This window comes from Flavobacterium pedocola (assembly GCF_053764385.1).
In genome coordinates, this window is sequence record NZ_JBSNCR010000001.1 from 74,632 (window position 1) to 98,645 (window position 24,014).

At 37.8% G+C, this 24,014-nt stretch carries 23 protein-coding genes and 1 other RNA gene; 9 read left to right on the forward strand and 15 right to left on the reverse strand.

The window, feature by feature from the left end; all coding sequences use genetic code 11:
* Window positions 1-53: 53 nt before the first annotated feature.
* Complete coding sequence (locus ACWPKD_RS00335; RefSeq protein ID WP_455410684.1) at window positions 54-2,228, reverse strand: hypothetical protein; 2,175 nt, start codon at window positions 2,226-2,228, stop codon at window positions 54-56.
* 135 nt (window positions 2,229-2,363) lie between these two features.
* A complete protein-coding gene (locus ACWPKD_RS00340; protein ID WP_455410685.1) occupies window positions 2,364-2,639 on the reverse strand; it encodes a hypothetical protein in 276 nt (91 codons plus the stop codon).
* A gap of 555 nt (window positions 2,640-3,194) precedes the next feature.
* Here ACWPKD_RS00340 and ACWPKD_RS00345 point away from each other — a divergent pair.
* From ACWPKD_RS00345 to ACWPKD_RS00360, 4 genes are all read left to right on the forward strand, one after another.
* Complete coding sequence (locus ACWPKD_RS00345) at window positions 3,195-6,227, forward strand: SusC/RagA family TonB-linked outer membrane protein (RefSeq protein WP_455410686.1); 3,033 nt, start codon at window positions 3,195-3,197, stop codon at window positions 6,225-6,227.
* A 16-nt stretch (window positions 6,228-6,243) separates the two neighbouring features.
* Entirely contained in the window at window positions 6,244-7,668 is a 1,425-nt protein-coding gene (locus ACWPKD_RS00350) for a RagB/SusD family nutrient uptake outer membrane protein (RefSeq protein ID WP_455410687.1), read from the forward strand.
* 11 nt (window positions 7,669-7,679) lie between these two features.
* Window positions 7,680-10,304, forward strand: coding sequence for a prolyl oligopeptidase family serine peptidase (locus ACWPKD_RS00355; RefSeq protein ID WP_455410688.1), 2,625 nt, complete (start codon window positions 7,680-7,682; stop codon window positions 10,302-10,304).
* A gap of 460 nt (window positions 10,305-10,764) precedes the next feature.
* Window positions 10,765-12,132 carry an RCC1 domain-containing protein gene (locus ACWPKD_RS00360; RefSeq protein ID WP_455410689.1) on the forward strand — a complete coding sequence of 456 codons (1,368 nt, stop codon included), beginning with the start codon at window positions 10,765-10,767 and terminating at the stop codon, window positions 12,130-12,132.
* Between the two features lie 120 nt (window positions 12,133-12,252).
* Here the strand turns inward: ACWPKD_RS00360 and ssrA are convergent.
* Window positions 12,253-12,651: a transfer-messenger RNA gene (gene ssrA, locus ACWPKD_RS00365) on the reverse strand.
* Window positions 12,652-12,929: 278 nt separating this feature from the next.
* On the opposite strand from ssrA, the gene ACWPKD_RS00370 reads away from it, so the two are divergent.
* Window positions 12,930-14,132, forward strand: a complete 1,203-nt coding sequence (locus ACWPKD_RS00370) for an NAD(P)-dependent oxidoreductase (protein WP_455410690.1) — start codon at window positions 12,930-12,932, stop codon at window positions 14,130-14,132.
* Window positions 14,133-14,192: 60 nt separating this feature from the next.
* Here ACWPKD_RS00370 and ACWPKD_RS00375 read toward each other — a convergent pair whose 3' ends face one another.
* From ACWPKD_RS00375 to ACWPKD_RS00420, 10 genes are all read right to left on the reverse strand, one after another.
* Window positions 14,193-14,693: a hypothetical protein gene (locus tag ACWPKD_RS00375; protein WP_455410691.1), complete on the reverse strand. Its 501-nt coding sequence runs from the start codon at window positions 14,691-14,693 to the stop codon at window positions 14,193-14,195.
* A gap of 14 nt (window positions 14,694-14,707) precedes the next feature.
* The gene (gene creD, locus ACWPKD_RS00380; RefSeq protein ID WP_455410692.1) at window positions 14,708-16,087 is read right to left on the reverse strand and encodes a cell envelope integrity protein CreD; all 1,380 of its coding nucleotides are present in this window, start codon (window positions 16,085-16,087) and stop codon (window positions 14,708-14,710) included.
* 18 nt (window positions 16,088-16,105) lie between these two features.
* The gene (locus tag ACWPKD_RS00385; RefSeq protein WP_455410693.1) at window positions 16,106-16,405 is read right to left on the reverse strand and encodes a hypothetical protein; all 300 of its coding nucleotides are present in this window, start codon (window positions 16,403-16,405) and stop codon (window positions 16,106-16,108) included.
* A gap of 2 nt (window positions 16,406-16,407) precedes the next feature.
* Window positions 16,408-16,863, reverse strand: coding sequence for a hypothetical protein (locus ACWPKD_RS00390; RefSeq protein WP_455410694.1), 456 nt, complete (start codon window positions 16,861-16,863; stop codon window positions 16,408-16,410).
* Between the two features lie 72 nt (window positions 16,864-16,935).
* Window positions 16,936-17,238, reverse strand: a complete 303-nt coding sequence (locus tag ACWPKD_RS00395) for a winged helix-turn-helix domain-containing protein (RefSeq protein ID WP_455410695.1) — start codon at window positions 17,236-17,238, stop codon at window positions 16,936-16,938.
* Window positions 17,239-17,240: 2 nt separating this feature from the next.
* A complete protein-coding gene (locus ACWPKD_RS00400) occupies window positions 17,241-17,891 on the reverse strand; it encodes a YiiX family permuted papain-like enzyme (RefSeq protein WP_455410696.1) in 651 nt (216 codons plus the stop codon).
* The gene (locus tag ACWPKD_RS00405; RefSeq protein ID WP_455410697.1) at window positions 17,892-18,500 is read right to left on the reverse strand and encodes a hypothetical protein; all 609 of its coding nucleotides are present in this window, start codon (window positions 18,498-18,500) and stop codon (window positions 17,892-17,894) included.
* Between the two features lie 143 nt (window positions 18,501-18,643).
* Window positions 18,644-19,462, reverse strand: coding sequence for a 3-deoxy-8-phosphooctulonate synthase (kdsA, locus tag ACWPKD_RS00410; RefSeq protein WP_455410698.1), 819 nt, complete (start codon window positions 19,460-19,462; stop codon window positions 18,644-18,646).
* A gap of 89 nt (window positions 19,463-19,551) precedes the next feature.
* Window positions 19,552-20,019 carry a 2-dehydro-3-deoxyphosphooctonate aldolase gene (locus ACWPKD_RS00415; RefSeq protein ID WP_455410699.1) on the reverse strand — a complete coding sequence of 156 codons (468 nt, stop codon included), beginning with the start codon at window positions 20,017-20,019 and terminating at the stop codon, window positions 19,552-19,554.
* A gap of 3 nt (window positions 20,020-20,022) precedes the next feature.
* On the reverse strand, window positions 20,023-20,499 hold the full coding sequence (locus ACWPKD_RS00420) for a DUF4199 domain-containing protein (protein ID WP_455410700.1): 477 nt from the start codon (window positions 20,497-20,499) through the stop codon (window positions 20,023-20,025).
* Window positions 20,500-20,619: 120 nt separating this feature from the next.
* Between ACWPKD_RS00420 and ACWPKD_RS00425 the strand changes: the two genes are divergently transcribed.
* The 4 genes from ACWPKD_RS00425 (at window position 20,620) to ACWPKD_RS00440 (ending at window position 22,749) form a co-directional block, all read left to right on the forward strand.
* On the forward strand, window positions 20,620-21,177 hold the full coding sequence (locus ACWPKD_RS00425; RefSeq protein ID WP_455410701.1) for a YeeE/YedE family protein: 558 nt from the start codon (window positions 20,620-20,622) through the stop codon (window positions 21,175-21,177).
* Between the two features lie 9 nt (window positions 21,178-21,186).
* The gene (locus ACWPKD_RS00430) at window positions 21,187-21,609 is read left to right on the forward strand and encodes a DUF6691 family protein (protein ID WP_455410702.1); all 423 of its coding nucleotides are present in this window, start codon (window positions 21,187-21,189) and stop codon (window positions 21,607-21,609) included.
* A gap of 88 nt (window positions 21,610-21,697) precedes the next feature.
* A complete protein-coding gene (locus tag ACWPKD_RS00435) occupies window positions 21,698-22,126 on the forward strand; it encodes a lipocalin family protein (RefSeq protein WP_455410703.1) in 429 nt (142 codons plus the stop codon).
* A 194-nt stretch (window positions 22,127-22,320) separates the two neighbouring features.
* The gene (locus ACWPKD_RS00440) at window positions 22,321-22,749 is read left to right on the forward strand and encodes a hypothetical protein (protein WP_455410704.1); all 429 of its coding nucleotides are present in this window, start codon (window positions 22,321-22,323) and stop codon (window positions 22,747-22,749) included.
* Between the two features lie 33 nt (window positions 22,750-22,782).
* Here the strand turns inward: ACWPKD_RS00440 and ACWPKD_RS00445 are convergent, their stop codons facing one another.
* Both ACWPKD_RS00445 and prmA read right to left on the reverse strand, forming a co-directional pair.
* Entirely contained in the window at window positions 22,783-23,058 is a 276-nt protein-coding gene (locus ACWPKD_RS00445) for an ATP-dependent Clp protease adaptor ClpS (protein ID WP_455410705.1), read from the reverse strand.
* Window positions 23,059-23,085: 27 nt separating this feature from the next.
* A complete protein-coding gene (gene prmA, locus ACWPKD_RS00450; protein ID WP_455410706.1) occupies window positions 23,086-23,922 on the reverse strand; it encodes a 50S ribosomal protein L11 methyltransferase in 837 nt (278 codons plus the stop codon).
* Window positions 23,923-24,014 lie beyond the last annotated feature (92 nt).

Consider the following 24,014-nt stretch of genomic DNA (forward strand, 5'->3'; position numbering starts at 1 on the left):
GTTTCAGTTTTCTCTAAAGCCACTTGCTCAAAACTGAAATTATAAGCAAATCTTTAAACCAAAGCTTTTACGTCGTGGTGTAACTTTCTTAAATGTTCTTCAGACAAATCCATGAGAGGTTCATACATAAATGAATTTACATGAATATTTTCAGGCGTCATCAAATTTACTCGATCTAAAACAGCGATAGATATAGATTCTAATGGATATTCTTTTTTATACTGGCCAACAATTTGACCTGTTTGCTTTTTAAGAATATTTGTTTTGAAATTTGCATCAACAATTTTTCCAATTGCAAATTCCTCGGCTTTGAGCCTTATTGATAAGGAAAGGCATATTTTACTTTTTATATCTAACGTGTTTGATTCGGGCAAAGCCATAATTTCTTCGGCTTTGGTATGAATTAAATCGTAAACTTTGTCATTAGGATTTGCTGGCACGATTGTTAAATTAAATACAGAGTTAAAAATAGTAATAACATCATTCCTTGTTATCATTTCAGATTTTGGAATTCCATCAACTACATTTTCAGGTTTCAAATGCAATAGTGAAGTAAGAAATTTATAATCGTTGTTGGTGTTTCCAATTGTAAATTCAATAAGGTTTCGAACAAAAGGAATACAAGCAACGAATGTAAAATCACAATTTTGAAAATTACTTCTCAATGTTGGAAAAACATCTTCCTTTTCCCCAATCACAAGTTTTACTTCAGATGTGGTTTTAATGCTTCGCCAGTTTCCTTGGTAATTTATTTTGCCTCCAAATCTACTTTTTATTGTTTTATAAAAATCGAAATTGTGGGTCAATATCACCATCCGAAACTTTGGGTCTTCCAATACATCTTTCAAATATTCTATAATTGCATATTTGTTTTTATAATCAAATGAATCCGCTATATCATCAACGATCATTATTTGATTTAGTGCAATTTTTTTTCTCGATTCAATTTGAAATATTATGTTCAACAAATAAAATACCCTTTGTTCGCCTGTACTCAAACTTTCATGCAGTTCTGCTCCACCCAATTCTTTTTTATCTAAACCGTCAACATATTCGAAAAATAATAGAGGAGCTTCTTCTTTTAAAATTACATCTTCTTGATTTTTGACTTTGACCTTGAAAGGAATTGTGAACCTTCTATTGAAAATCTCTAAAACATTTTTCCATTCATCCTGTTCTTTTTTTGCATCCTCTAATATCTGAGCTCTTTCTACATTTGTATCTCTGTATTTCTTGAGAAGAGATTCAAATTCAGCTTTGTTAACTGCTACATAATTAATTAATAACTTCTTTTTTAAATTATCTAAGTCTGCAAATTCCTTGATTAAGTCTTGGTTTTTGTCAACATATGCTCTGAAATTTCTAAGTTCCGCATTACTATTAAGAGCTTTGTCAATTTCTGTGAACTTGCTAACAAGTTCAGGATTGTTTAGTACTTTTTCTTTCTCTCCTTTAATTAATTCTTCAAGTTCTGCCACATTTGAAATTTCATTATCCTTTATTTTTAACTTGTGTGAAGCTTCAAAAAAATGATTTTCTTTTAAAGATTTTGTAACTGTGTCAGCATTGTAATGATTAAAGGTTCCTTTCATAAAAAGACTAGTATTCTCATTTACGATTTTGTCGTAAGTCTCAATGTACTCTCTTATCTTAATTTTGAAATCTTTGCTGGTAAGAAATTTTATAACTTTTTCATTGAAAATCTCTGCATATTTTATATCGGTTAGAATAGGATTGTTATTTTCCTTTACTGAGTTTTCAATTTTTTCTAAAGCAACAAAAAATGTATCTCGAAAAATTGAACCAATCTCAGATTCGATCAACGCTTCTTTAACTCCAAAATATGGGGCAAGCAATTGCATGAATTCTTTTTTTGATTGGTTTAGCGAAGAATTTAAATGAACAAATTTGTCTTTTAATTCTTGATTAGCAAGTAATGTGGAAGCTTCTTTGAAATCAACCTCTTTCATTCTTTGGATAACAAATATTTCATTATTTAGAATTTGTCGGTTATCAATTTTAATATCTCTGTGGGTGGCACGGTTATCAAAAATTCGATCTTTCGAAGCTACATTATTGGTAATATCTTCAAATGTTCTAGCTAATGATGATTTCATTACACCATTTGGTGCATAGACTAAATGTGTTTCAGATTGTGTAAAATCAAAATCGTGTATAAACTTTTTTATACCATAACAATTTTCCAGATGAATTTGTAGTTTATCCATTTTTCTTTTTTTTAAAGAATCGCGATTAAGCTTACTTGTAACTTCTAAATATATGAAGTTCCTATCAAAAATAAGAATAATCCTAAAAGTAATATTACGGTTTCCCATAAATTAAAAAAGATGCCGAGGCATCTTTTATCTTTTGTCATTTATCTTTAATTTTTTGTCGAGTTCTTCAACTCGTTTAAAGAAGTTTGAAATAGAAATTTTATAGTATTCGCAGAGAAGAAATAGAGTACTGGGGGAAATGTTCCCTGTTCCAGTTTCAATCCTAGCTAGATTAATGGTTACATTTTTTGAATCAAAAATATCAGTTATAACAGCATCCTGTGTTAGTTTTGTTTCTGCACGTAGGTCTTGTAAAACCTTTCTTATAGCTGCTAATAATTGTATATTTATTATCTGTTTCATTTGAATTCAAATTGACAGAGAAAAAAAGTTTAACACAACGACATATATGTCGGTAATATTTTTTATATTTGTCAGCATAATGCTATAAATAGTATTAATTTTGCGATACTTCAAATACAATATCTGAAGCATTCGCTTTGAGTCTCGCCTTAGAAAACTGGTAATTTTGCAACGAGATGATAAGTTAAGATGCTCACGTCTATAGGCGTGGGCTCACTTATTGTTGCACGGTATACCAGTACCTCTAAGGCAGTAAGCTGAGTTCCACGCTTTTTTATGCCCTAAACTCTCCTTTTTTCAAAGCAATCTTCTTTTCACAGTATCGCAAGTATTAAATAAACATGACCGGAAAATACATTTCCTTGTCGCTAAATGCCACTATGGCTTAGCTGCATTAGGCTAATAGTGGCATTGTTTTAAACAATGTCAAACAGTAATGGTATCGCCTATGAACAAATAATTTTAAATAAAAAGAGCCTCCTGCCTAGTGTTGGCGCATAAGTACAGAAGGCCCAAGCAAACAAAACTAACGTTTCATTTAACCAAACCAATATTATGAAAAACTTTTCATTCCACAAGGGATGGAGCAGGCTATGGTATTCCTTTATTTTAGGCATGCTCTTTACTTGTTCATCCGTCAGGGCATTGGCACCATTGCCAAATGCCACAATAATGCAACAAACACATCAGGTCAGCGGTACAATCACCAATACTGCCGGTACACTCCCCGGTGCCTCCGTGACCATAAAAGGAAAAACCACAGGCACCATGTCTGATATAGACGGGAAATATCAAATCGCCGCCGCAGTTTCAGATACCCTCGTTATTTCTTTCATTGGCTATAAGCCGCTTCACGTTCCGGTAAACGGGCGTTCGGTTATTAATGTGCAGTTACAGGATAATGATGCCACACAACTACAGGAAGTGGTGGTCAATGCGGGCTATTATTCCGTTAAGGAAAAAGAACGTACAGGTAGTATTGCCAAAATTTCCTCTAAGGATATTGAAAAACAACCAGTAACGAATGTACTTGCAGCAATGCAAGGTAGGATGGCAGGGGTAAGTGTTACCCAAACCACAGGTGTCATGGGTGGTGGTTTCGATATCCAAATTAGAGGAATAAACAGCCTCCGCGCAAACGGGAATCAGCCATTGTATGTAATTGATGGGGTACCGTACAGTTCTGACCCTATTGGTACAGGGATTACTTCTCCCGTTCTGCCCACACAACCAAGCCCCTTAAACAGTATAAACCCCGACCAGATAGAAAGCATCGAGATTTTAAAAGATGCCGATGCCACAGCCATTTACGGCTCACGGGGTGCCAATGGGGTAGTGCTCATTACCACCAAAAAAGGAAAACAGGGTAAAACCCGTTTTTCAGCCAATGTTTCAAGCGGTATTGGCACCGTAACCAAATTTGTCGATTTGATGAATACAGAGCAGTATCTGCAAATGCGCCGTGAAGCGTTTGTGAACGATGGTATTAGTCCTTATCCATTTTATGCGTATGATGTTAACGGTACCTGGGATCAAACCCGTTACACTGACTGGCAAAAGGAATTGTTAGGTAAGAATGCGAGTTTTACTAGTGTACAGGGGTCTATTTCCGGAGGTAATGCAAGTACGCAGTTTTTGGTAAGTGCCAACTACAACAAACAAACTACGGTTTTCCCCGGGGATTTTGGTTATAAAAAAGGGAATGTGCATGTAAACCTAAGCCATGAATCCGACAATAAAAGGTTTAAAATAAATTTCTCGGCCGGCTATACCGCTCAAAACAACAACCAACCCGGAACAGACCCAACCCTAACGGCTTTATCCCTTGCGCCCAACGCTCCGGCTTTGTACGACAGCGAAGGCAACCTTAATTGGGAAAACAGTACCTGGAACAATCCGTTAGCTGATTTTAAAGCAGTTTACACGGCAAAAACCTATGATTTAATTGCTAACACATTGATGAGTTATAAACTCACCAACAATTTAGAATTTAAATCAAGCTTTGGTTTTACCGATTTAAAGAATAACGATACGAATATTTCACCATCAACCCGTTATGATCCGGCTTATGGTTTGGGTAGTGAATATTCGACACTTTTTACAAGCCAGGCTACCCGCAAATCCTGGATTATAGAGCCACAACTTACTTGGGGCAAACAATTTACTTCTTCAAAGCTGGATGTACTGGTGGGTACTACCTTTCAATCTCAAAAAGGCAACCAGTTAGTGCAGTTGGGTATTGGTTTTCCAAGCAACAGTTTAATTTACAATCTGGCTTCAGCCTCGACTTTGTATACCATAGGTTCCGAAGAAACGGTTTATAAGTATCAGGCTTTTTTTGGTAGAATCAACTACAACTGGAAGGATAGATACATCGTCAACATAACAGGCAGAAGGGATGGCTCAAGCCGCTTTGGTCCCGGTAAGCAATTTGCCAACTTTGGGGCTATTGGTGGGGCATGGCTGTTTTCTGAAGAGGGCTTTCTTGATGGGAATAGTTCCCTAAGTTTTGGAAAATTAAGGGCTAGTTACGGGATTACCGGTAACGACCAGATTGGCGATTACCAATATCTCGATACGTACGCTTCAACAGGGGCTATTTATCAGGGCACCATTGGTTTGGAACCAACCCGTTTATTCAACCCTGATTTTGGTTGGGAAACCAACAAAAAGTTTGAAATAGCACTGGAAACAGGTTTTTTAAACGACAGGATTTTTTTAACAACGGCTTGGTACAACAACAGCTCTTCGAATCAGTTGGTGGGTATTCCGCTACCGGGAACAACGGGTTTCACATCTTTACAGGCTAATTTAGATGCAACGGTGCAAAACCGAGGTTTAGAACTGAGCCTTAGAACAGTAAACTTCCAAAACAAAAACTTTGGCTGGACTACCAATATCAATTTCACCAAGGCTGGCAATAAGTTGTTATCGTTCCCAGATTTGGAAAACTCTACCTACCGCAATCAGTTTGTAATCGGGCAGCCGCTTAACATCCAAAAGGTGTATCATTTTACAGGAGTTAATCCGCAAACCGGACTTTATGAGTTTGAAGATGTTAACGGCGATGGTATACTCTCGGCTCAGGATGATAAACAGATCATTAAGGATTTTAACCCTGATTTTTTTGGAGGGGTGCAAAACCAGTTTCGATATAAAGAGCTGCAACTCGATTTCCTGTTTCAGTTTGTAAAGCAGTTAAACTGGAGCCCTGTTGTTAATACATCGGTTCCGGGAATGCTATCGAATCAACCGGCTGAGGTGGCGAATCATTGGCAAAGCCCGAGCAACACAGGAACGTATCAAATATACACAGACGGTTCAAACGGTGCGGCGGTGGATGCTTTTTACCGATACATTGAAAGTGATGCCGCGGTTGTGGATGCTTCCTACATAAGATTGAAAAACATTTCCCTTTCGTGGGATGTGCCGGGTAGTGTATTGAAAAACGTAAAGTGCCGCATATATATTCAAGGACAGAACCTGCTGACTTTTACGCCTTATAAGGGTGCCGACCCTGAATTTAAATCGAGCGGATACCTGCCACCGCTTAAGGTTTGGACTACCGGTATGCAGTTTAGTTTTTAATTTAAAAGGAATTATTATGAAGAAATATTTATTATGCAATCAGGATTTTGATTTATGGGTATTGTACAAACGGATACTTTTTGTTGCTGCAATAGCTATCCTAACTATTTTGTTTTCCTGTGAGGAGTTTGTTGAAGTGGAACTGCCTAATTCGCAATTGACAACAGAGACCGTTTTTGAAGACGAGGTTACGGCCAATGCTGCCATGGTTAGCATTTATGCTAAAATGAGGGATGCGGGACTACTTACGGGTTCTGCCAGTGGCTTATCGCATTTATTGGGAAACTATACAGACGAGTTTGTGTTTTATGGGAACAGCCAAAATGGAGCGGTGGCTTTTTACAACAATGCGCTAATTGCCTCTAACCCGGATGTAAAGCAGTTTTGGAACAATACCTACAATCAGGTTTATTGCGCCAATAGTGTTATTGAAGGGGTAGAGAATTCGACAGCATTGTCGCAAAACGTTAAAGACCAACTTAAAGGTGAGGCTTTATTTGTTAGGGCTATGCTGCATTTTTATCTGGTTAATTTATATGGGGACATCCCGTATATCACCACAACAGATTACCGCGAAAACAGCAGGGTAACAAAAACGCCCATTAATGAGGTGTACGCAAAGCTTATTGAAGATTTACAGGCCGCTATTATGCTGCTACCTGAGGACTATCCAACACCCGAAAGAGTCCGCCCTAATAAATATGCAGCGCATGCCTTACTGGCAAGGGTATACCTTTACACTGAGAATTGGGAGGCTGCCAAAAACGAGGCTACTACGGTACTGGAACACACAGGACTTTACGTTTGGGAGAATAACCTTGATGAGGTTTTCCTAAAAGAAAGCAATACCACCATTTGGCAGTTTGCTCCGTCCGGAAATGGAGGGAATACACAAGAGGGAGCAACTTTTATTTTTACAAGCGGCCCGCCACCCTTATCGGGCTTAACCCAAAATTTTATTGATGCCTTTGAGCCTTTAGACCAAAGAAAAACTAATTGGGTAAACGCAGTTACCGATGGGGTTACCACTTGGTACCACCCTTATAAATACAAGCAGCGGAACAACTCGGCAGGTTCGCTGGAATATTCTGTTGTACTTCGTTTGGCTGAATTGTATTTAATCCGTGCAGAAGCCTATGCGCGTTTAGGTGATTTGGAGGCTGCCAAAACAGATTTGAACAAAATACGTACCACGGCAGGATTGCCTAACACCACTGCATCTACACAGCAGGAAATCCTTGATGCGATATTAAAAGAAAGAAGAGTGGAACTCTTTACGGAATTTGGGCACCGGTTTTTCGATTTAAAGCGCTTTGGGAAACTAAATGAAGTTTTACTACTAGTAAAAGCGGGTTGGAGTACCCATGATGCGCTTTTTCCAATTCCGGAATCGGAACTGCTGCTAAACCCTAATCTATCACCTCAAAATCCGGGTTACTAATGAAAACAATTATGAAAACTATAAAAGCTATTTGGGTGGGTTGTATTTTGTTTGCCACAGCCTGTCCTGTAATGGGACAGGTTGGGCAAACGCCCCAACTGGATATAGCAAATGATTCGTTGTGGAGTACGCTTGAGCGCCATGACCTATCGGATAAAGGAAATTGGGTTAGTTATGCGATAACTTATGAATCCGGAAATGACACCCTGTTTGTGAAAAATACAAATAGTTTAAACCCAATTGCCTTTGCAAAAGGGAATAATGGGCTATTTACTAATGAGGAGCAGTTTGCCTGTATTACAGACGGCAATACGTTTGAATTACTCGATTTAAAAACAAACCAAATCCAAAAAATAGAAGACGTGAGTGAGTACCAGTATTTGAATAACGGAAAGCAGTTGTTGTTTGTTCGCAATTTAAACGCAAACACGGCTTTGGAAATAAGGGATAAAGACCTAAGAGTGCTTAAAATTATTACTGCTGTAAACAAGTTTGCAGTAAACCCAGGTAAAACAGCAATAGTTTATCAGACAAATGTTGCAGGCAGCAGTGTAGTGAATTGCCTTAGCCTGGAAAATGGACTTAGGACAGTTAAGGTGACTGAAAGTGAAACTGATTCTTTTCAAAACTTTGTTTGGCATAAGGATGGGAAAGCTTTTGCTTTTGTGAACCAATTGAAAGGGCCTGATGAATCGTATTCGGCGAAACTGTTTTATTACGACATATCCGCAAAAAAGCAGTACTCTTTTGAACTTGAGAAAGCCAAAAACTGGCCAAAGGATATGCTGATACAATCCGTCATTACAGAGGCTTTAAGGATTTCGGACGATAGAACGGCAGTTTTCTTTACAGTTAAAAAGAAACGAAACGAAAAGGAGCTGACGGATAACAAAGATGTACAGATCTGGAATGCGGCGGATAAAGATTTATTTGAGTTTAGAAAGCGGTACGGAGATAGGGCATCGCAAAACCGATTGGCGGTGTGGTACCCACAAAGAAGCACCTTTGAGATTATTGGTAACGAAAAGCAGCCATCGGCCATGTTACTGCCCAATCAGAAAAAGGCAATCCTTATGGATCCGGATGCTTATAAACCACAATCTAAATATACGCCGGATGCGGATTATTATTTGCTGGACATTCCTACGGGTAAAAAGACAAGTTTTATTAAGGAAGGGTTTGGTGACTACAGGAATATAGAATTTTCTCCAAAAGGCAGTTATGTACTTTATGCAAAGGATGGTATTTGGTGGCTTTACCATGTTGCCGGCAAAACGCATTACAATTTATCGAAAAATACTGCCGCAAATTTTTTTGACCAGGATATTGACACACCGGAAGTTGCGCAGCCCTATGGCATAGCGGCTTGGACAAAAGATGAAAAAGAATTGCTCTTGTATGATAAACATGATATATGGCAATTTACATTAGGAAAGAACATTGTAAAAAGGATAACCAAGGGGAGGGAAAACAATGTTATTTTTAGGATTAATAAACAATCGATGGAGAGTGCTAATTCTTTGTCTTTTTCAAAGCCCATTATAACAGTGAATCCTGACAATGAAATACTACTGGACGCCGTTATCCCGGATTTTTCCATGTCGGGTTATTACAGTTATCAGAAAGACAAAGGGCTTAAGCCAATTGTTTTTGAGGATTGTAAAGTGAGTGATGTGCTAAAAGCAGAAGAACAGGATGTGTTTTTACATGTACAACAAAAGTATAACCAGCCGCCAATACTTAAAGTGATTGATAAAGAGCAAGAACAATTCAAAACAATTTTTGAAAGTAACAAGCAGTATGAAGAGTACAACTGGGGAAAATCTGAAATTATTGAATACAAGAACGCAAAAGGGGAAACCTTAAAGGGGATATTGTTCTACCCGTTTGATTATAAGCCTGAAAAGCAATATCCGATGGTGGTGCACATTTATGAAAAGCAATTGAGCGCGCTCCATACTTTTGAGAACCCAAGTTGGCACAATTCGGATGGTTTTAATAAAAGTAATTTTACCTCACAAGGCTATTTTGTATTGTTCCCGAGTATTGTTTATGAGATTGGAAACCCAGGGTTATCGGCAGTGGATTGTGTAGTGGCTGCAACCAAACAGGCGATTAAAAATGTACCGGTAGACCCGAAGAAGATTGGATTGATTGGGCATTCTTTTGGAGGCTATGAAACCAATTTTATCATTGCGCAAACCGATATATTCGCGGCTGCGATTTCCGGTGCAGGAATTATGGATTTTACCAGTTGTTACCTGTCGGTTGGCTGGAGTTATGCCAAAGACGACACTTGGCGTTTTGAAAACTATCAGATGCGGATGGGGAAAACGTTTTTTGAGGATAAAGAGGGTTATCTGAACAATTCGCCAATACAACACGCTGAAAAAGTAAAAACACCCTTGCTGTCGTGGACAGGGAACAGTGATACCCAGGTAAACAGTTTTCAAAGTTTTGAATGGTATACGGCTTTAAGGCGATTAAGAAAGAAGCACGTTATGCTTGTGTACCCAAATGAAAACCACGCTATTGTAAATGAGAATTATCAAAAAGACCTCACGGTTAAAATCATGCAATGGTTTGACCACTACCTTAAAGACGGTAAAGAGCAGGACTGGATGGCACCCCAATAAAAAAGCAGCTCCCTTAAATGGGAGCTGCATTGTTTTATAAAAGTACAGGATGTATAGAAAAACAGAAACACTATTGAGAGACAGGTAATAGAAGCACCATCAAAGAAACATTATTCAACTTTATAGGCTACTAAAGCTATGGTAAAGCTATGGTAAAGGTATGGATAAAGTATGGGGAGTGTATTAAAAGTGCATTTCGATAGCGCAGATTGTACCCGGGGCTTTAGCCGAACAGAGGAAGTAAATCCGCGCTATCTATAGTAACACAAAGAGAAGTGCCAAAACTACAACCGTAAAAAGTTGAAGTCTTTTCATGATGGCCTTAGATTGAATATATTAGCTAATAAAAAAGGATTGTTGATTTTAATGGTTAACATTGAGGAACCTGCTTTTCATTATCAAATTTGTAGTACTATCACTAACTAAAATAGATTAACTTTGCTGCTAATTTTAGCCTCCTATGAAAATGAATAGCAAATTTATAATACTGTCAATGCTTTTACTGTCAACACTTTGTAATGCACAATGTTGGCAGACAATTTCATCCGGAGGTGTACATTCCCTGGCCATTAAAACCGATGGTACACTTTGGGGATGGGGTGGAAATGCTTTTAATGTAATTGGCGATGGAACTAATGTTAATAGGTTTACTCCGGTACAAATTGGAGTTGATAATGATTGGGCGGTAGTTGCATCTGGAGGTACTCATTCATTAGGAATAAAAACTGATGGTACATTATGGGCTTGGGGATCAAATGAATATGGTCAATTAGGAGATGGAACATACGTAAGCAAAAATACTCCGGTACAAATAGGAACAGGTACAAACTGGTCTGCTTTGCAAACTGGTTTTGAGCATTCCATTGCTTTAAAAAGTGATGGCACATTATGGGTATGGGGCAGAAATAACTATGGTCAGCTTGGGCTTGGTAATACTACTAACAGAAACATTCCGATTCAAGTCGGTACTGCTACAAACTGGCAATCATTCACTGGGGGGTACAATTCTACCTATGCCATCAAAACGGATGGGACACTTTGGGCTTGGGGAAGTAATTGGCAGGGACAACTTGGAGACGGAACAACAAACAGTACAACTTCTCCATTACAAATAGGGACCTCAAATAATTGGCAGTCAATAAGTGCCGGTTATTATCACTGTATCGCAACCAGGACAGACGGAACACTGTGGGCTTGGGGGTATAATTATGAGGGACAACTTGGAGACGGGACTAATACAGATAAAAACGCTCCAATTCAAATCGGTACAGCGACTAATTGGCATAAGGTTTATGCAGAAGGGGACTTTTCTTTAGCCATTAAAAATGACGGTACTTTATGGTCTTGTGGCAGTAATTCTGATGGACAGTTAGGAGATGGTACCGAAGTGGATAAAAACATCTTTGTTCAGGTAGGTACGGGCAATAATTGGCAAAAAATAAGTGCAGGAGTTTATTTTTCATCCGCTATTAAAGCTGACGGAACCCTTTGGACTTGGGGTTTATATATTCATGGTTCACTGGGAGTAGTAAATCCAGATAATACTTATATTCCTTCACAGGTAAGTTGTGCTAATCTCGAAACAATAGATTTTCATAAAAAATCAGAGTTAATGGTGTTTCCTGTCCCTGCAAAAGACGTTTTAACGATTCAAATTAGCAGTGGTGTGATAGATAAAGTTGAGGTTGTAGATTTGTCGGGTAGGGAAGTAGTTGAGTTTAACGGCAACCATACGCAAATTAATGTGGCTGATTTGGCAAGAGGAATATATACAATTCAGGTATTTGTTGGGGATATTGTTTTAAAAAGAAAGATCGTACTACATTAAATCCTGAAAAACAAATTTCAAAAAATAGGTACTTGGGTTAAGATAACCGTACACGAAATAGGCCGTTTATAAATAGAAAAAACCGCAAAAGCTTTAAAATTAGCTAATTGCGGTTTTTTACTGTGGAGTCGGAGAGAATCGAACTCTCGTCCAAACAGGCAATCAAAGAGCTTTCTACACGTTTAGTTCCCGATTGGATTTTCGACAAAAAGCAAGGCCGGAAACCGCCACTTTCTGCTTAGCTTTATGAGTGTCAGAGCGGATTTAAAGCATTACCGTTCTTAGGTTTACTTTTACGGTTCCCCTGAATCAAGCGCCATAAACCAAGGCTTTTGAGGAGAATCTAGCTTTCCGGCCTGGCCGGAACTAGGCAAATCTTACTATAATTCAGATTAAGCAGCTAAAGCGTAATTATTTTCGCCGTTTATAAGTTCGTGTCCTTGATATTTACGAGCCAAAAACACAATGCTCGACGTGCTTACCATTTAATTCCACCCGCTGTCAAAACCAGTCGACCCCAGTTGAAATGTGATTTATGTACTGCAAAAACCACGCCGTAAAGTTAGCCTTTTTAAATTTCAATTGAAACTCCTGAGGAAAGAAAATTTTTTAAAATAATGAAGCGGAACATTCTTAAGAAACAATTAAAAAAACGAAAGAAAATAATTGCATTGCTGTGCTTAAAATGTTACATTTGGGCGAAAATAGCTAAAAACCAATTAAAATTAATTAAAAATTTTAAACTTTTGTTATAAATTTTTAACGATTGTTCAGAATTTTACAAAGATTGCCTTACAATGAAATTTGGAATTATTAAAGAAAGAAAAAATCCACCAGACAGAAGGGTTGTTTTTACGCCTACAGAGTTGGTGAAACTGAAGGAGTTATACCCTCAGGCGGAAATTAAAGTGGAAGCTTCCGATATTCGTGTCTTTAAAGACGAGGAGTATACCGCTTTGGGTTTTGAAGTGACGGAAGACCTTTCCGATTGCGACGTCCTTATTGGGGTTAAAGAAGTGCCGGTAGAGGCTTTAATTCCGAACAAAAAATATTTTTTCTTTTCACACACTATTAAAAAACAGGCCTATAACAGAAAATTACTTATCGCTTGCTTAGAGAAAAACATCGAATTGATCGATCATGAAACCATTGTAGACCACACCAACCACCGCTTGATCGGATTCGGGCGTTATGCCGGAATCGTTGGCGCTTATAATGCTTTCAGGGCTTTTGGGTTGAAATTTGAATTGTACAATTTGCCAAAAGCGGAAACCTTAACCGATAAAGCCGCTTTGATTGAACGTTTGCGTCGTCCGATGTTACCGCCGATCAAAATTGTGCTGACAGGACACGGTAAAGTAGGAATGGGAGCCAAGGAGATTCTGGACGGTATGAAAATCAAACAGGTTTCCCCGGAAGATTTTCTGTCTAAAACCTATACCCAGCCGGTTTACGCACAAATCGACGTATTGGATTATAACAAGCGCCAAGACGGTCAAAAGATCGATAATAAAGATTTCTATACAAAACCACAAGACTATGTTTCCGATTTCGAGCGTTTTACTAAAGTAGCCGATATCTTCATTGCCGGGCATTTTTACAGCAACGGTTCACCACATATTTTAACCCGAGACATGTTGAACGCTGCAGACAATAAAATAAAAGTAATTGCCGATATTTCCTGTGATGTGGGCGGCCCGATCGAATCGACCTTGAGAGCTTCTACTATAGCTGAACCTTTATACGGGTATTATCCAAGTGAAGGTATTGAGGTGGATGTTAACCATCCGGGTGCTGTTGTGGTGATGGCGGTAGATAATCTGCCTTGCGAATTACCAAAAGATGCCAGTGAAGGTTTCGGGGAAATGTTCCTTACACATGTAATCCCGGCCTTTTACAACGAAGACAAAGACGGAATCCTGCAACGCGCCAAAATTACAGAAAAAGGTCAGTTAACGGAAAGATTCAAGTATCTTCAGGAGTTTGTAGACGGTAATTAGAAGTTAGAGAATAGAAAATAGACTATAGAAAAAGCCCCGATTTTGTCGGGGCTTTTTTATTTATCCTTTAAAATGAATTATTTCCTGAATTTCATCAGCAGAACTAATTTTCAGATAGATTACTAATAGTATTGCAGAAATAATGACACCATATAGTATATAACTAAAATTGGTTGAGATTAATTTTTTATTTTTTGAGCTATAGGTTATATACGTCATTAACAAACAATACAGTATTGATAATCCTGCTAATGGATTTACTATAGGTACAAGCGATGCGTCATGAAAGCCTGTATTTCTCATAATAACTGGTTTTTGTATACAGGAAACGAGCATAAAAAACAAGTTTGATACTAGCAACGGAACTATAAACGTGACCCCATTTTTAGTTATGCTACCGTATAGTAAGAACAGTAAAATAGCTAATGCTAAAATTAATTCAAATAGAACAATATTGTTTAGCGGTTTTTGCAAACCTGAAAATATATAAAAAATGAAAATTGTTATTAAAAGCAATGATGCTGTGATCGTAAAATGAATTATTTTAAAAATGGTTTTCATTCGTCATTATTAATTTAAGAATTGCTATTATTCCAGTCTATTTTTCGGGAGAAATACATCACCAGTCCAAGGATAATGAACAATCCGATACTTCCTACCAACAGCGCATAATTCTCAAGTTGGATGATCACATAGATGAAAGAATACAGCGCGGCAAGTGCCAATCCGATGAAAACCGGGAATTTTTTCGTCTTCAGTATCGATACCGAATAGAGTACGATCATTCCGATAACGGCTACCGAAGCAATTAGGTACGCGAGTGAGAAACTTGAATGTTCCGTAATCGAAATCAATAAGGTATAGAACATGATCAAAGCAAGTCCCAACATCGTATACTGAAAAATATGAATGTTGATTTTGTTTACAGACTGGATCAGAAAGAAAATCAGGAAGGTCAAGCCGATTACCAGAAAACCGTACTTGGAAGCGCGCTCGTTCTGTTGGTATTCGTCTACGGTATCGATCAGTTTTACACCGAATGAATATTCCTTAAGATTCGGGATTTTACCGGCATATTGCTGTGAAAACGAACGGTTGATGTCCAGGATTTTCCAATCGGCATGAAAACCGCTTTTTGCTATGGATTTTGTAGCATCATTGGCTGCAAACATTCCTTCAAAACTAGGCGAATCCCAATCCGAATCCATACTGATCTGCGTTGTTTTCCCAATGGGTATGAATTTCACGCTATTGCTTCCGTTGTATTTCATGGCAAAATGGAAGTTCAGTGTATTGTTGGCAGCCAGTGTTTTATAATCGAAAAGACCGGTTTCCAGTGTGCCGTAGAAATTATCCTCTTCGGCTTTAGATTCAAAATTGAAATTGTTCTGATTCAGTTTGATGTTTAAATCGCTCTTGATGCTTTTCAGGTTGGTCGTTTTTACAACAAGAGCTGCTTTGTCCCAAAGTAAATCTTCGTCTTTTATTCCTAATTTTTCAACGTTTAATTTACCGAAAGAACCTTCAAATTGCATGTCGGCCGTATAGACCACATTGTTGTAAATGCCTCGTTTTAAGGAAGTATTCTTTTTAATGTTCGATTTATTGTTCAGTTTTTCCGGGAAAAAATAAGCATAGTTAATAATTGCCTTGCGTTCGATGGATGTTTGCTTGGTCTTAGGGTCGATAACAGCCGTTTCTGAATAGGAATTATAAGGAACTTTTAAAATCGGCCCGTAGAAAAAAACATCTTCACCCCAAAGCTGGGTAACTTCATTAACGACTTCTTTTTTGCGTTCGGAGCGTTCGGTGATAAGTTCATTTACAAACGCTAACGGAATGAGTAACACCAGGGTGAGTATTCCCACCATGATCATTTTAGCGGTATTGGATTGAAAAAAGGAAGTGTTGGCTTCGATTTTCATTACAGGTTGGTTTTGGTTTTCGGTTTCCATGATTGAAAATATTAACGGTTAAAAAAGCAAGTACAGGTATAAAATAACAGCGGGAACATTGGCTAAAAGCACCAATATCCTTTTTAGATAAAAAAGCCAGTCTTTTTGGTTGATTATAAGTGTCAGCAGTAGCACAGCAACAAGTAAAGCGTTTATGATGAATGCGATGATTACATAGAAGTAACCTATTAAAAAAAGCGTATCCAAATGCTTAAAGAGCATTCCGCTCAAAAAGAGAAGCGTGCCGATAACGAAGCAAGTGAGGGCTGTGTAATTGGTTAATTGCTTTAAATCACGTTGGAATTCTGTGTTTTCCATGATTATTTGATATTAAAGGATGATTGAATGTTTTGAATAGGAAGGGCCAGCATTTTTGAAAAATCCAGATCATAAAACCGGTGTGCCTGCTTCCCTTTTTTGTAATTCTCGATAAATGATTTATAATCAAAAGGATAGAAGAAGATGCCGGTCATAATAACGATGTATACAAAAGGTGTATGCTTTCCATTGCCCAACAGATAGAACTGCATCAAGATTTCGTCTTTTACGGTCGTACCGGTTCGGGTAAGTACGTGATAGACATCGTGTTCCTCCAATTCCTGTTGAATGTCAAAATTATTGGCTTTCAGAAAAGTACCTAATTGATACCCAAGACTTTCCCGAGGATTAGTCATATAATCTTCGATGGTTAAGTTCCATGCTTTGTTTTTCTTGAACATGATCTGATACGGTTTTTTGATAGTTTTGTAAAGTGTCTCGATGATTAGGTCTTTCATTTTTTATGTCTTAAAAGTACTTTGAATTTCAAAGTTTTTGGATAAAAAAATAGCTCTGCTTCTAAACCGGGTTTAGCGGGTTGGGGGTGTAATCAGTTTTTCAAGGGCGTCAATGTGCTCCTGAAAGGCCTTTCGTCCCTCGGTTGTCGCTTTGTAACTTGTATTAGGTTTTTTTCCGATAAATTGTTTTTCGATTGCGATATAATTTTCTGCTTCCAGGGCTTTAGCGTGGCTGGCCAGGTTTCCGTCCGTTATCCCCAATAATTCTTTAAGGGTAGAAAAATCGGCAGATTCGTTCACCATCAATATCGACATGATACCCAAACGGATACGGTTGTCAAAAGCTTTGTTTATATTTTGAATGATGTTTTTCAAAATTAATACGTGTCGATTACGGTTTCTAATATAGCAGATTTTTCGATCTGTGAAGGCGCAATTACCTTTTCATTATAAGGAATTGCATTGCCATAGCGCTGTTTTAAAATCTTCTGGACTTTCGGATCGTTTAAATTAAAATCTTTCAGTTCCTGAAACGGGCAAAGTTCAATACCGGCTCCATTTTTATAAATTTTCCAAACCAGTTCTGAGCAATAAATCCTATCGTCAGACCAGTTGAAATATAAATCATAATCTTTGTTCAAATATAGCTCACCTTTTTCTTTCATTTTAGAAATTACTGCCGGAGTCAAAACCGTTTCAGCATTTTTTAGCCTTTTTACCAGATATTTTCTGCCTTCTCCATGTTTAATCCATTCTTCAAAAGGTGTTATGGTTACCGGTTGTACGGCTTCTAAAACATATTTTTTACCGTCTGAAACATAGATGATGCCGCAATGTGAGTATTTCGAATTCGTTGCAATTCTGATAGCTTCGCATTGTTCGGAAACAGACGTTTGAAAAATGATATCGCCGTCTTTTAATAAAGCCTGTGATTGCTGTATCGATTCCTTAGCTTTCTCGAACTTGAAATAGCCAATAAAAGAAACCGTTATAAAAGCCGTGATTACTAATAATAATAACTTTTTCATTTACTTTCTGTCGTATTTATAATGCATCACCGCACCGTAGACGATGTGGCAGATTCCAAATCCCAAAACCCAAAAATACAAACCATACCCTGAAAATTCAACCGCAAACAAACCAATGATTATTTCTGTGATGCCAAGGTAACGCACATCGCGTAAGGTGTATTTGCTGGCGTTAAGGCAAGCCATTCCGTAAAAAATAAGCATGATTGGGGCAATCAGTCCGTAATGCCCGTTTTTAAGTAATAATAATGCAAAAATCCCTCCTGAAACCAAAGGAATGAAAAAGTTCGTCAACAATCGTTTTGAGGAAGTGTTCCAGACTTTTTCACCTACTTTTTTGGCTTTATTGACTGTCATGATGTAGGCAGTTACCAGAGAAGCCAATAAAACGGTTACTGCTGTCAGCACAATAAGTTTAAAAGTCAGACTTTCTAATGTTATATAGTATTCCGTATGGTTTTCTATTAGGAAATAAACAATTACAGCTCCGATAAGGGCGTAAATACCGGCCAATATTCCGGACAAACCGCTTAAAGAAATGAATTGTGATGATTTGTTCATCAAATCCTTGATTTCTTTTAAATCCTGTAAATAATTTTGAGTATCCATATAAAGTACTTTGAAAAACAAAGTAAGCTATAATTTTTGAACTGAACAAATTTTTTTTCAGTATTTTTTTGAAAGAGGAAGGACTGTTTTCCGAAGAAGCATTTGCCAGTAAAAAAAATCCCTGAACAAGTCAGGGATTGTATTTAGAATTTGTTGATTGTCTGTCGGATTGCTACAAGACGCTCCATTAAACCTTCGAATAAATCCAGGTGTAACATGTTCGCGCCATCGCTTTTCGCATTGGCCGGATCGAAATGGGTTTCGATGAAAATTCCGTCAACACCAACGGCAATACCGGCTTTGGCAACCGTTTCGATCATTTCCGGACGACCGCCGGTCACACCAACCATTTGATTTGGCTGTTGTAAAGAGTGGGTAACATCCAAAACCGTTGAAGCAAACTGCTGCATGGTCGGAATTCCTCTGTAATCCACAATCATGTCCTGATACCCGAACATGGTGCCGCGATCGGTAACCATAACGTTCTGATTGTGGCAGTCTAGCACCTTTTGAACAGCATGTTTCATGCTTTCAGGGCTCATGAATTGTCCTTTTTTCAGGTTAACGGTTTTTCCTGTATTTGCAGCTGCAACCACTAAATCTGTCTGGCGAACCAAAAAGGCCGGAATCTGTAAAATATCTACATATTCAGCAGCCATTACTGCATCTTCATTGGTGTGGATATCGGTCACGGTCGGTACTCCGAATTCACGGGAAACTTTTTGCAGAATTTTTAAGGCTTTCTCGTCACCGATACCCGTAAAACTGTCAATTCTGGAACGGTTTGCTTTTTTAAACGAACCTTTGAATACATAAGGGATTTTCAATTTGTCTGTAACGGCAACGGTTTTTTCGGCAATTCGCATAGCCATTTCTTCCCCTTCAATGGCACAAGGTCCGGCCAAAAGAAAGAAGTTATTGCTGTCAGTATGTTTGATTTGAGGTATGTTCTGTAAATTCATAGTTGTATTTAAAAGTTGTACAAAGATATAATAAAAAAACCTTCTAAACGACTCATTAGAAGGTTGTAAATCTTATATTATTCTTAAAATTAAGGAGTATTTAAGATCGATTTCTTAATGGAAAGACCTGTCGGGCACATAATTTTGCCTCTTTCAAAAATATTGAAATGCAACAGCATAGGTTTGCTCTGACCTTCCCAGGTTACTTCATATATGGAAAGCATCCCGCCGCCAACTTTGTTGTTCATGGTCGGGAATGGGCAGCAGTTGCCGGCCTTTTTATAATGGATTTCTTCTCCTTTCGGGCCTTCAAGGGCATTAAAGTAATACTTTATGAATTTTTCTTCATTAATTTCCATAATGAATCCGATGTTAACCGGATAATCGGAATCATGGCCATATTTTTTATCGGTGGCATATTCTTTAAGCTGATAGGTATCGTCTTTGATAACAGGCTTTATGGAACCATTATCGATATTTTTGATAGTAGATTTTGTACTGATGCAGGAGGTAAGGCCCAATCCGCAAATAAAAATAAAGAAAACTCTTTTTAACATAGGTTATTTTGATTTAAGAAAAAATGCAACTATCGCAGAAGTTACCACTCCCATGGAAAGCGCTCCGAAGATGCCCTGAACAATATAGCTGGACAAATTGAAATACGCTTCAGCCAATTCCTGTGTCATTTTTTTGTGTTCCACGGCATAAGCAATCGCGTTACTGAAAAAATCAGGAGTAATCAATGTGTTTGTGATCACTTGTGTTAAAGGACTTAAAACCGCCACAACAATCGTGATGACAATCCCGCTTACAAATCCCTGTTTCCAATCCATTTGCCCGTTAAAGAAATGCTTCTTTTTGTCTCTTAAGCCCAAAACATAAATCAGAATGGCAAAAACGGCAAAAATATTAGTATAGAGAAATTGTTTGTCAATATGTTTGTCGTGCAGCCCAACCATTTTTTCAATACACATCCAAACTAATGAAGCAACAGCAAAAATGATACCCCATTTGATTTCAATCTTAAAATTTTTCATAAACCTGATTCGTTTTGGTGATTCAAATTTAGAAGAATATTTCTATGGAAACGAAAAATATGTAATGTTTGTTACACATATTAGTTTGTCAATATTTACTTTTGTGTAAAAAAAATAGATATGTATTCATTTTTAGGTACATGGCCCTGGTATGTTTCAGGGTTTTTAATAGGGGCGATCATGCTTACCCTGACGTATTTCGGTAAGTCTTTCGGGATGTCATCCAATTTAAGGACGCTTTGTACGATTGCAGGAGCCGGCAGGAAAGTTGATTTTTTCAAATTCGACTGGCGCGAGCAAAAGTGGAACCTTGCAGTGGTTTTCGGAGCGATTTTAGGCGGATTTGTAGCCGTACATTTTTTAAGCGACGGAAGCGGGGTAAACCTGAATCCGCAAACGGTTGAACAATTGGCAGCCATGAACATCGAAGCACCGAACGGGAAATTAGGTCCGGAATCGTTATTCGGTTGGGAAGCCATTAAAACCCCGAAAACACTATTGATTTTATTCTTCGGCGGATTGTTGATCGGTTTCGGTACCCGTTATGCCGGCGGTTGTACTTCAGGACACGCGATTTCCGGATTGAGTAACCTTCAGAAACCGTCTCTTATTGCGGTTATCGGCTTCTTTATAGGAGGTTTGGTTATGGCGCATTTTCTTTTACCGTTAATCTTTTAAACCAGGCGTATGAAATTTTTAAACTTGATAAAATTTGTTCTAGTAGGTTTTGTGTTCGGTATTGTACTGACAAAATCCGAAGCGGTTTCCTGGTACAGAATCTATGAAATGTTCCAATTTCAGTCTTTTCACATGTACGGAATTATTGGAGTTGCTGTTTTTACAGGCCTTGCAGGGGTGCAATTCATAAAAAGAAACCAACTGAAAGATATTAAAGGATTACCTATTGAAATTGCCGATAAGGAAAGAGGATTTGTCCGTTATGTAGTGGGCGGAATCCTGTTTGGGTTAGGATGGGGGCTTGTAGGGTCTTGTCCGGGACCTATTTTTATCCTTTTAGGAGCCGGTTTTTACGGAATTGTAATTGTACTGGCCGGGGCACTTTTAGGAACGTATCTTTACGGCGTTTTTAAAGACAAATTGCCCCATTAAATATTTTGTTAAATCTTTAGTGTAGGTTTTTTCGCTTAAATCTTTATTACTATTATTGCAGGGATTATTAACTAAGATAACTATAAAAATGAGAAAAATTGCATTATTATTTGTGTCGGCTTTAACATTAGGTCTTTCATTCACATCTTGTAATAAAGATGATGATTCATCGGACAGTTCAGGAACAATTACAGGAAGATGGTACTATTCTAAGGAAGGGACCAGTGTAGATGGAACTGAGGTGATGGTGGATTATTCAGGTAATGAAAGCGGTTGTTCAAAAGACTATATGACGTTTAATTCCGGCGGAACGGTAGTCGTAACTGATTATGATTCATTTGATGCTCCATGTGAAGTGTTTACGTCTAACGGAACATGGTCAAAAGAAGGGAATTATGTTACGGTTAATTTTGAAGGGGAAGCTAAAACATATGAAATTTTAATTTTGAACAGTTCAATGTTGAAAGTTAGAAGTGTTTCAGGAGAAGTAGAAATTTATGAAATGACCAGATCATAAATGGTAACACAATAATTAAAAATCCCCCGTTTGTTTTCAAGTGGGGGATTTTTTATTGGCGACATGATCATAGCACTCTTTTTAATCTGTTAAACTGACAGTATAAAAATTTCGGATTTGATATATTAATTGGTTTTAAAATTCCTTTAGATTATAGTAAGTAACTTTGTATTAGAATCTTAAAGTGGTTAATCATGAAGAAAATTATTCTTTCATTAGTTATTGCCCCAATTTTAGGTTTGTTATTTTTTTCCTGTAGTAGTGACGATGGAGGAAATTCATTGACTTCAGGGAATCTTGCCGGGAAATGGAATTTTTCACGACAGGGACAGATTGTTGACGGTAAGGAAGTAATGATGGCCTATGAAGGAAACGAAGTTGGTTGTCCCAAGGATTATATTCACATTAAATCAAACAATGAATTACTGATTGGAGATTATGATTCTGAAGTTATCCCGTGTGAATTATTTTATTTTTATGGGAATTGGACCCGAAACGGAAACAGTATTGTTTTAGATGACGGCGATATTGAAATTTATGGTGAAATTCAAATACTGACCTCCACGATGCTGAAAATTAAACTTGATGATTATTTAATTCTTGAGTTTATCAGGAGTTCTTAATAAAAAAGTCCCGAATCGTTCGGGACTTTTTTATTATTGTATTTCGGCACTCAGTCCGGCATCGAGTAATGCTGAACATTGCGGTTCCAGTTCGCTGTAAGGGCCTGTTTTTACGCCGCATTTTCCGGTGTAGTGAACCAAAAGGGCACATTGTTCCGCCTGTAAAGGTTCGTGGTCGCAAACATCAATTAAAGTATCGATCACATGGTCAAAGGTATTGACATCGTCATTGAACAAGATGATTTCATAATTGCTGGCCAATAATTCCTCAACGGAGACCTGTTCTTTTATTTTTTCTTTTACACTCATAATCAATTACTTGTGTTGAAATTTAAGCTAATTTACGTATTTTAGTGATACCCAATTGTTCTTTTGGAACTTTTTAACATAGGTTAATCCTTTTTCCGTGCAGGAGGCATCAATGAAAGGAATGTCTTCATTATAAAAACCGCTTAACAGTAAAATACCGTCTTTGTTTAAACAGTTTACATACGTTTGCATGTCTTCCAGTAAAATATTACGGTTGATGTTAGCAATGATTAAATCGTATTTTTGTCCCTGTTGCAGCAAAGAAGCGTCTCCTTCATAAACTGTAATGTGTTTACAGTGATTACGCTCTGCGTTTTCTATGGAATTCAGGTAGCACCAGTTGTCAATATCGATAGCATCAATCGGTTGGGCACCTTTCATTTCGGCTAAAATGGCTAAAATAGCCGTTCCGCAGCCCATGTCCAGGGTTTTCATGTTGGTTACATCCGTCTCAAGAAGGTGCTGGATCATCATATGAGTGGTTTCATGATGACCGGTTCCGAAACTCATTTTAGGTTCGATTACAATATCGTATTGTGCATCGGTTTTCGGATGAAACGGTGCGCGTACATGACAGATTCCGTCCACATCAATCGGATCAAAATTCTTTTCCCATTCTTCGTTCCAGTTTACCTGTTCGATTTCTTCAAAGGTGTAAGAGATTTTAAATTCCTCCGATTGAAGAATGTAAATATCATCCAATATATGTTCGTTCCAGAATTCTTTCTGCACATAAGCAGAAACTCCTGTTTCGGTTTCGATAAAACTCTCAAAGGCTCTTTCCCCTAGTTCGGCAATCAGTATTTCTGAGCCTAATTCTCTCGGTTCCACGGTGAAATGGTACCCGATATAGCTGTTTTCCATAACGCAAAATTTCCGCAAAGGTAACAATTCCTTAATATTCACTGAAATTAATAACATTAGTTTTGCCCCCGAATAACACACCACTTACATTT

Coding starts and splice junctions, on each gene's coding strand:
- ACWPKD_RS00335 (WP_455410684.1), bottom strand. CDS start 2,228: ATGGATAAACTACAAATTCATCTGGAAAATTGTTATGGTATAAAAAAG.
- ACWPKD_RS00340 (WP_455410685.1), bottom strand. CDS start 2,639: ATGAAACAGATAATAAATATACAATTATTAGCAGCTATAAGAAAGGTT.
- ACWPKD_RS00345 (WP_455410686.1), top strand. CDS start 3,195: ATGAAAAACTTTTCATTCCACAAGGGATGGAGCAGGCTATGGTATTCC.
- ACWPKD_RS00350 (WP_455410687.1), top strand. CDS start 6,244: ATGAAGAAATATTTATTATGCAATCAGGATTTTGATTTATGGGTATTG.
- ACWPKD_RS00355 (WP_455410688.1), top strand. CDS start 7,680: ATGAAAACTATAAAAGCTATTTGGGTGGGTTGTATTTTGTTTGCCACA.
- ACWPKD_RS00360 (WP_455410689.1), top strand. CDS start 10,765: ATGAAAATGAATAGCAAATTTATAATACTGTCAATGCTTTTACTGTCA.
- ACWPKD_RS00370 (WP_455410690.1), top strand. CDS start 12,930: ATGAAATTTGGAATTATTAAAGAAAGAAAAAATCCACCAGACAGAAGG.
- ACWPKD_RS00375 (WP_455410691.1), bottom strand. CDS start 14,693: ATGAAAACCATTTTTAAAATAATTCATTTTACGATCACAGCATCATTG.
- creD (WP_455410692.1), bottom strand. CDS start 16,087: ATGGAAACCGAAAACCAAAACCAACCTGTAATGAAAATCGAAGCCAAC.
- ACWPKD_RS00385 (WP_455410693.1), bottom strand. CDS start 16,405: ATGGAAAACACAGAATTCCAACGTGATTTAAAGCAATTAACCAATTAC.
- ACWPKD_RS00390 (WP_455410694.1), bottom strand. CDS start 16,863: ATGAAAGACCTAATCATCGAGACACTTTACAAAACTATCAAAAAACCG.
- ACWPKD_RS00400 (WP_455410696.1), bottom strand. CDS start 17,891: ATGAAAAAGTTATTATTATTAGTAATCACGGCTTTTATAACGGTTTCT.
- ACWPKD_RS00405 (WP_455410697.1), bottom strand. CDS start 18,500: ATGGATACTCAAAATTATTTACAGGATTTAAAAGAAATCAAGGATTTG.
- kdsA (WP_455410698.1), bottom strand. CDS start 19,462: ATGAATTTACAGAACATACCTCAAATCAAACATACTGACAGCAATAAC.
- ACWPKD_RS00415 (WP_455410699.1), bottom strand. CDS start 20,019: ATGTTAAAAAGAGTTTTCTTTATTTTTATTTGCGGATTGGGCCTTACC.
- ACWPKD_RS00420 (WP_455410700.1), bottom strand. CDS start 20,499: ATGAAAAATTTTAAGATTGAAATCAAATGGGGTATCATTTTTGCTGTT.
- ACWPKD_RS00425 (WP_455410701.1), top strand. CDS start 20,620: ATGTATTCATTTTTAGGTACATGGCCCTGGTATGTTTCAGGGTTTTTA.
- ACWPKD_RS00430 (WP_455410702.1), top strand. CDS start 21,187: ATGAAATTTTTAAACTTGATAAAATTTGTTCTAGTAGGTTTTGTGTTC.
- ACWPKD_RS00435 (WP_455410703.1), top strand. CDS start 21,698: ATGAGAAAAATTGCATTATTATTTGTGTCGGCTTTAACATTAGGTCTT.
- ACWPKD_RS00440 (WP_455410704.1), top strand. CDS start 22,321: ATGAAGAAAATTATTCTTTCATTAGTTATTGCCCCAATTTTAGGTTTG.
- ACWPKD_RS00445 (WP_455410705.1), bottom strand. CDS start 23,058: ATGAGTGTAAAAGAAAAAATAAAAGAACAGGTCTCCGTTGAGGAATTA.
- prmA (WP_455410706.1), bottom strand. CDS start 23,922: ATGGAAAACAGCTATATCGGGTACCATTTCACCGTGGAACCGAGAGAA.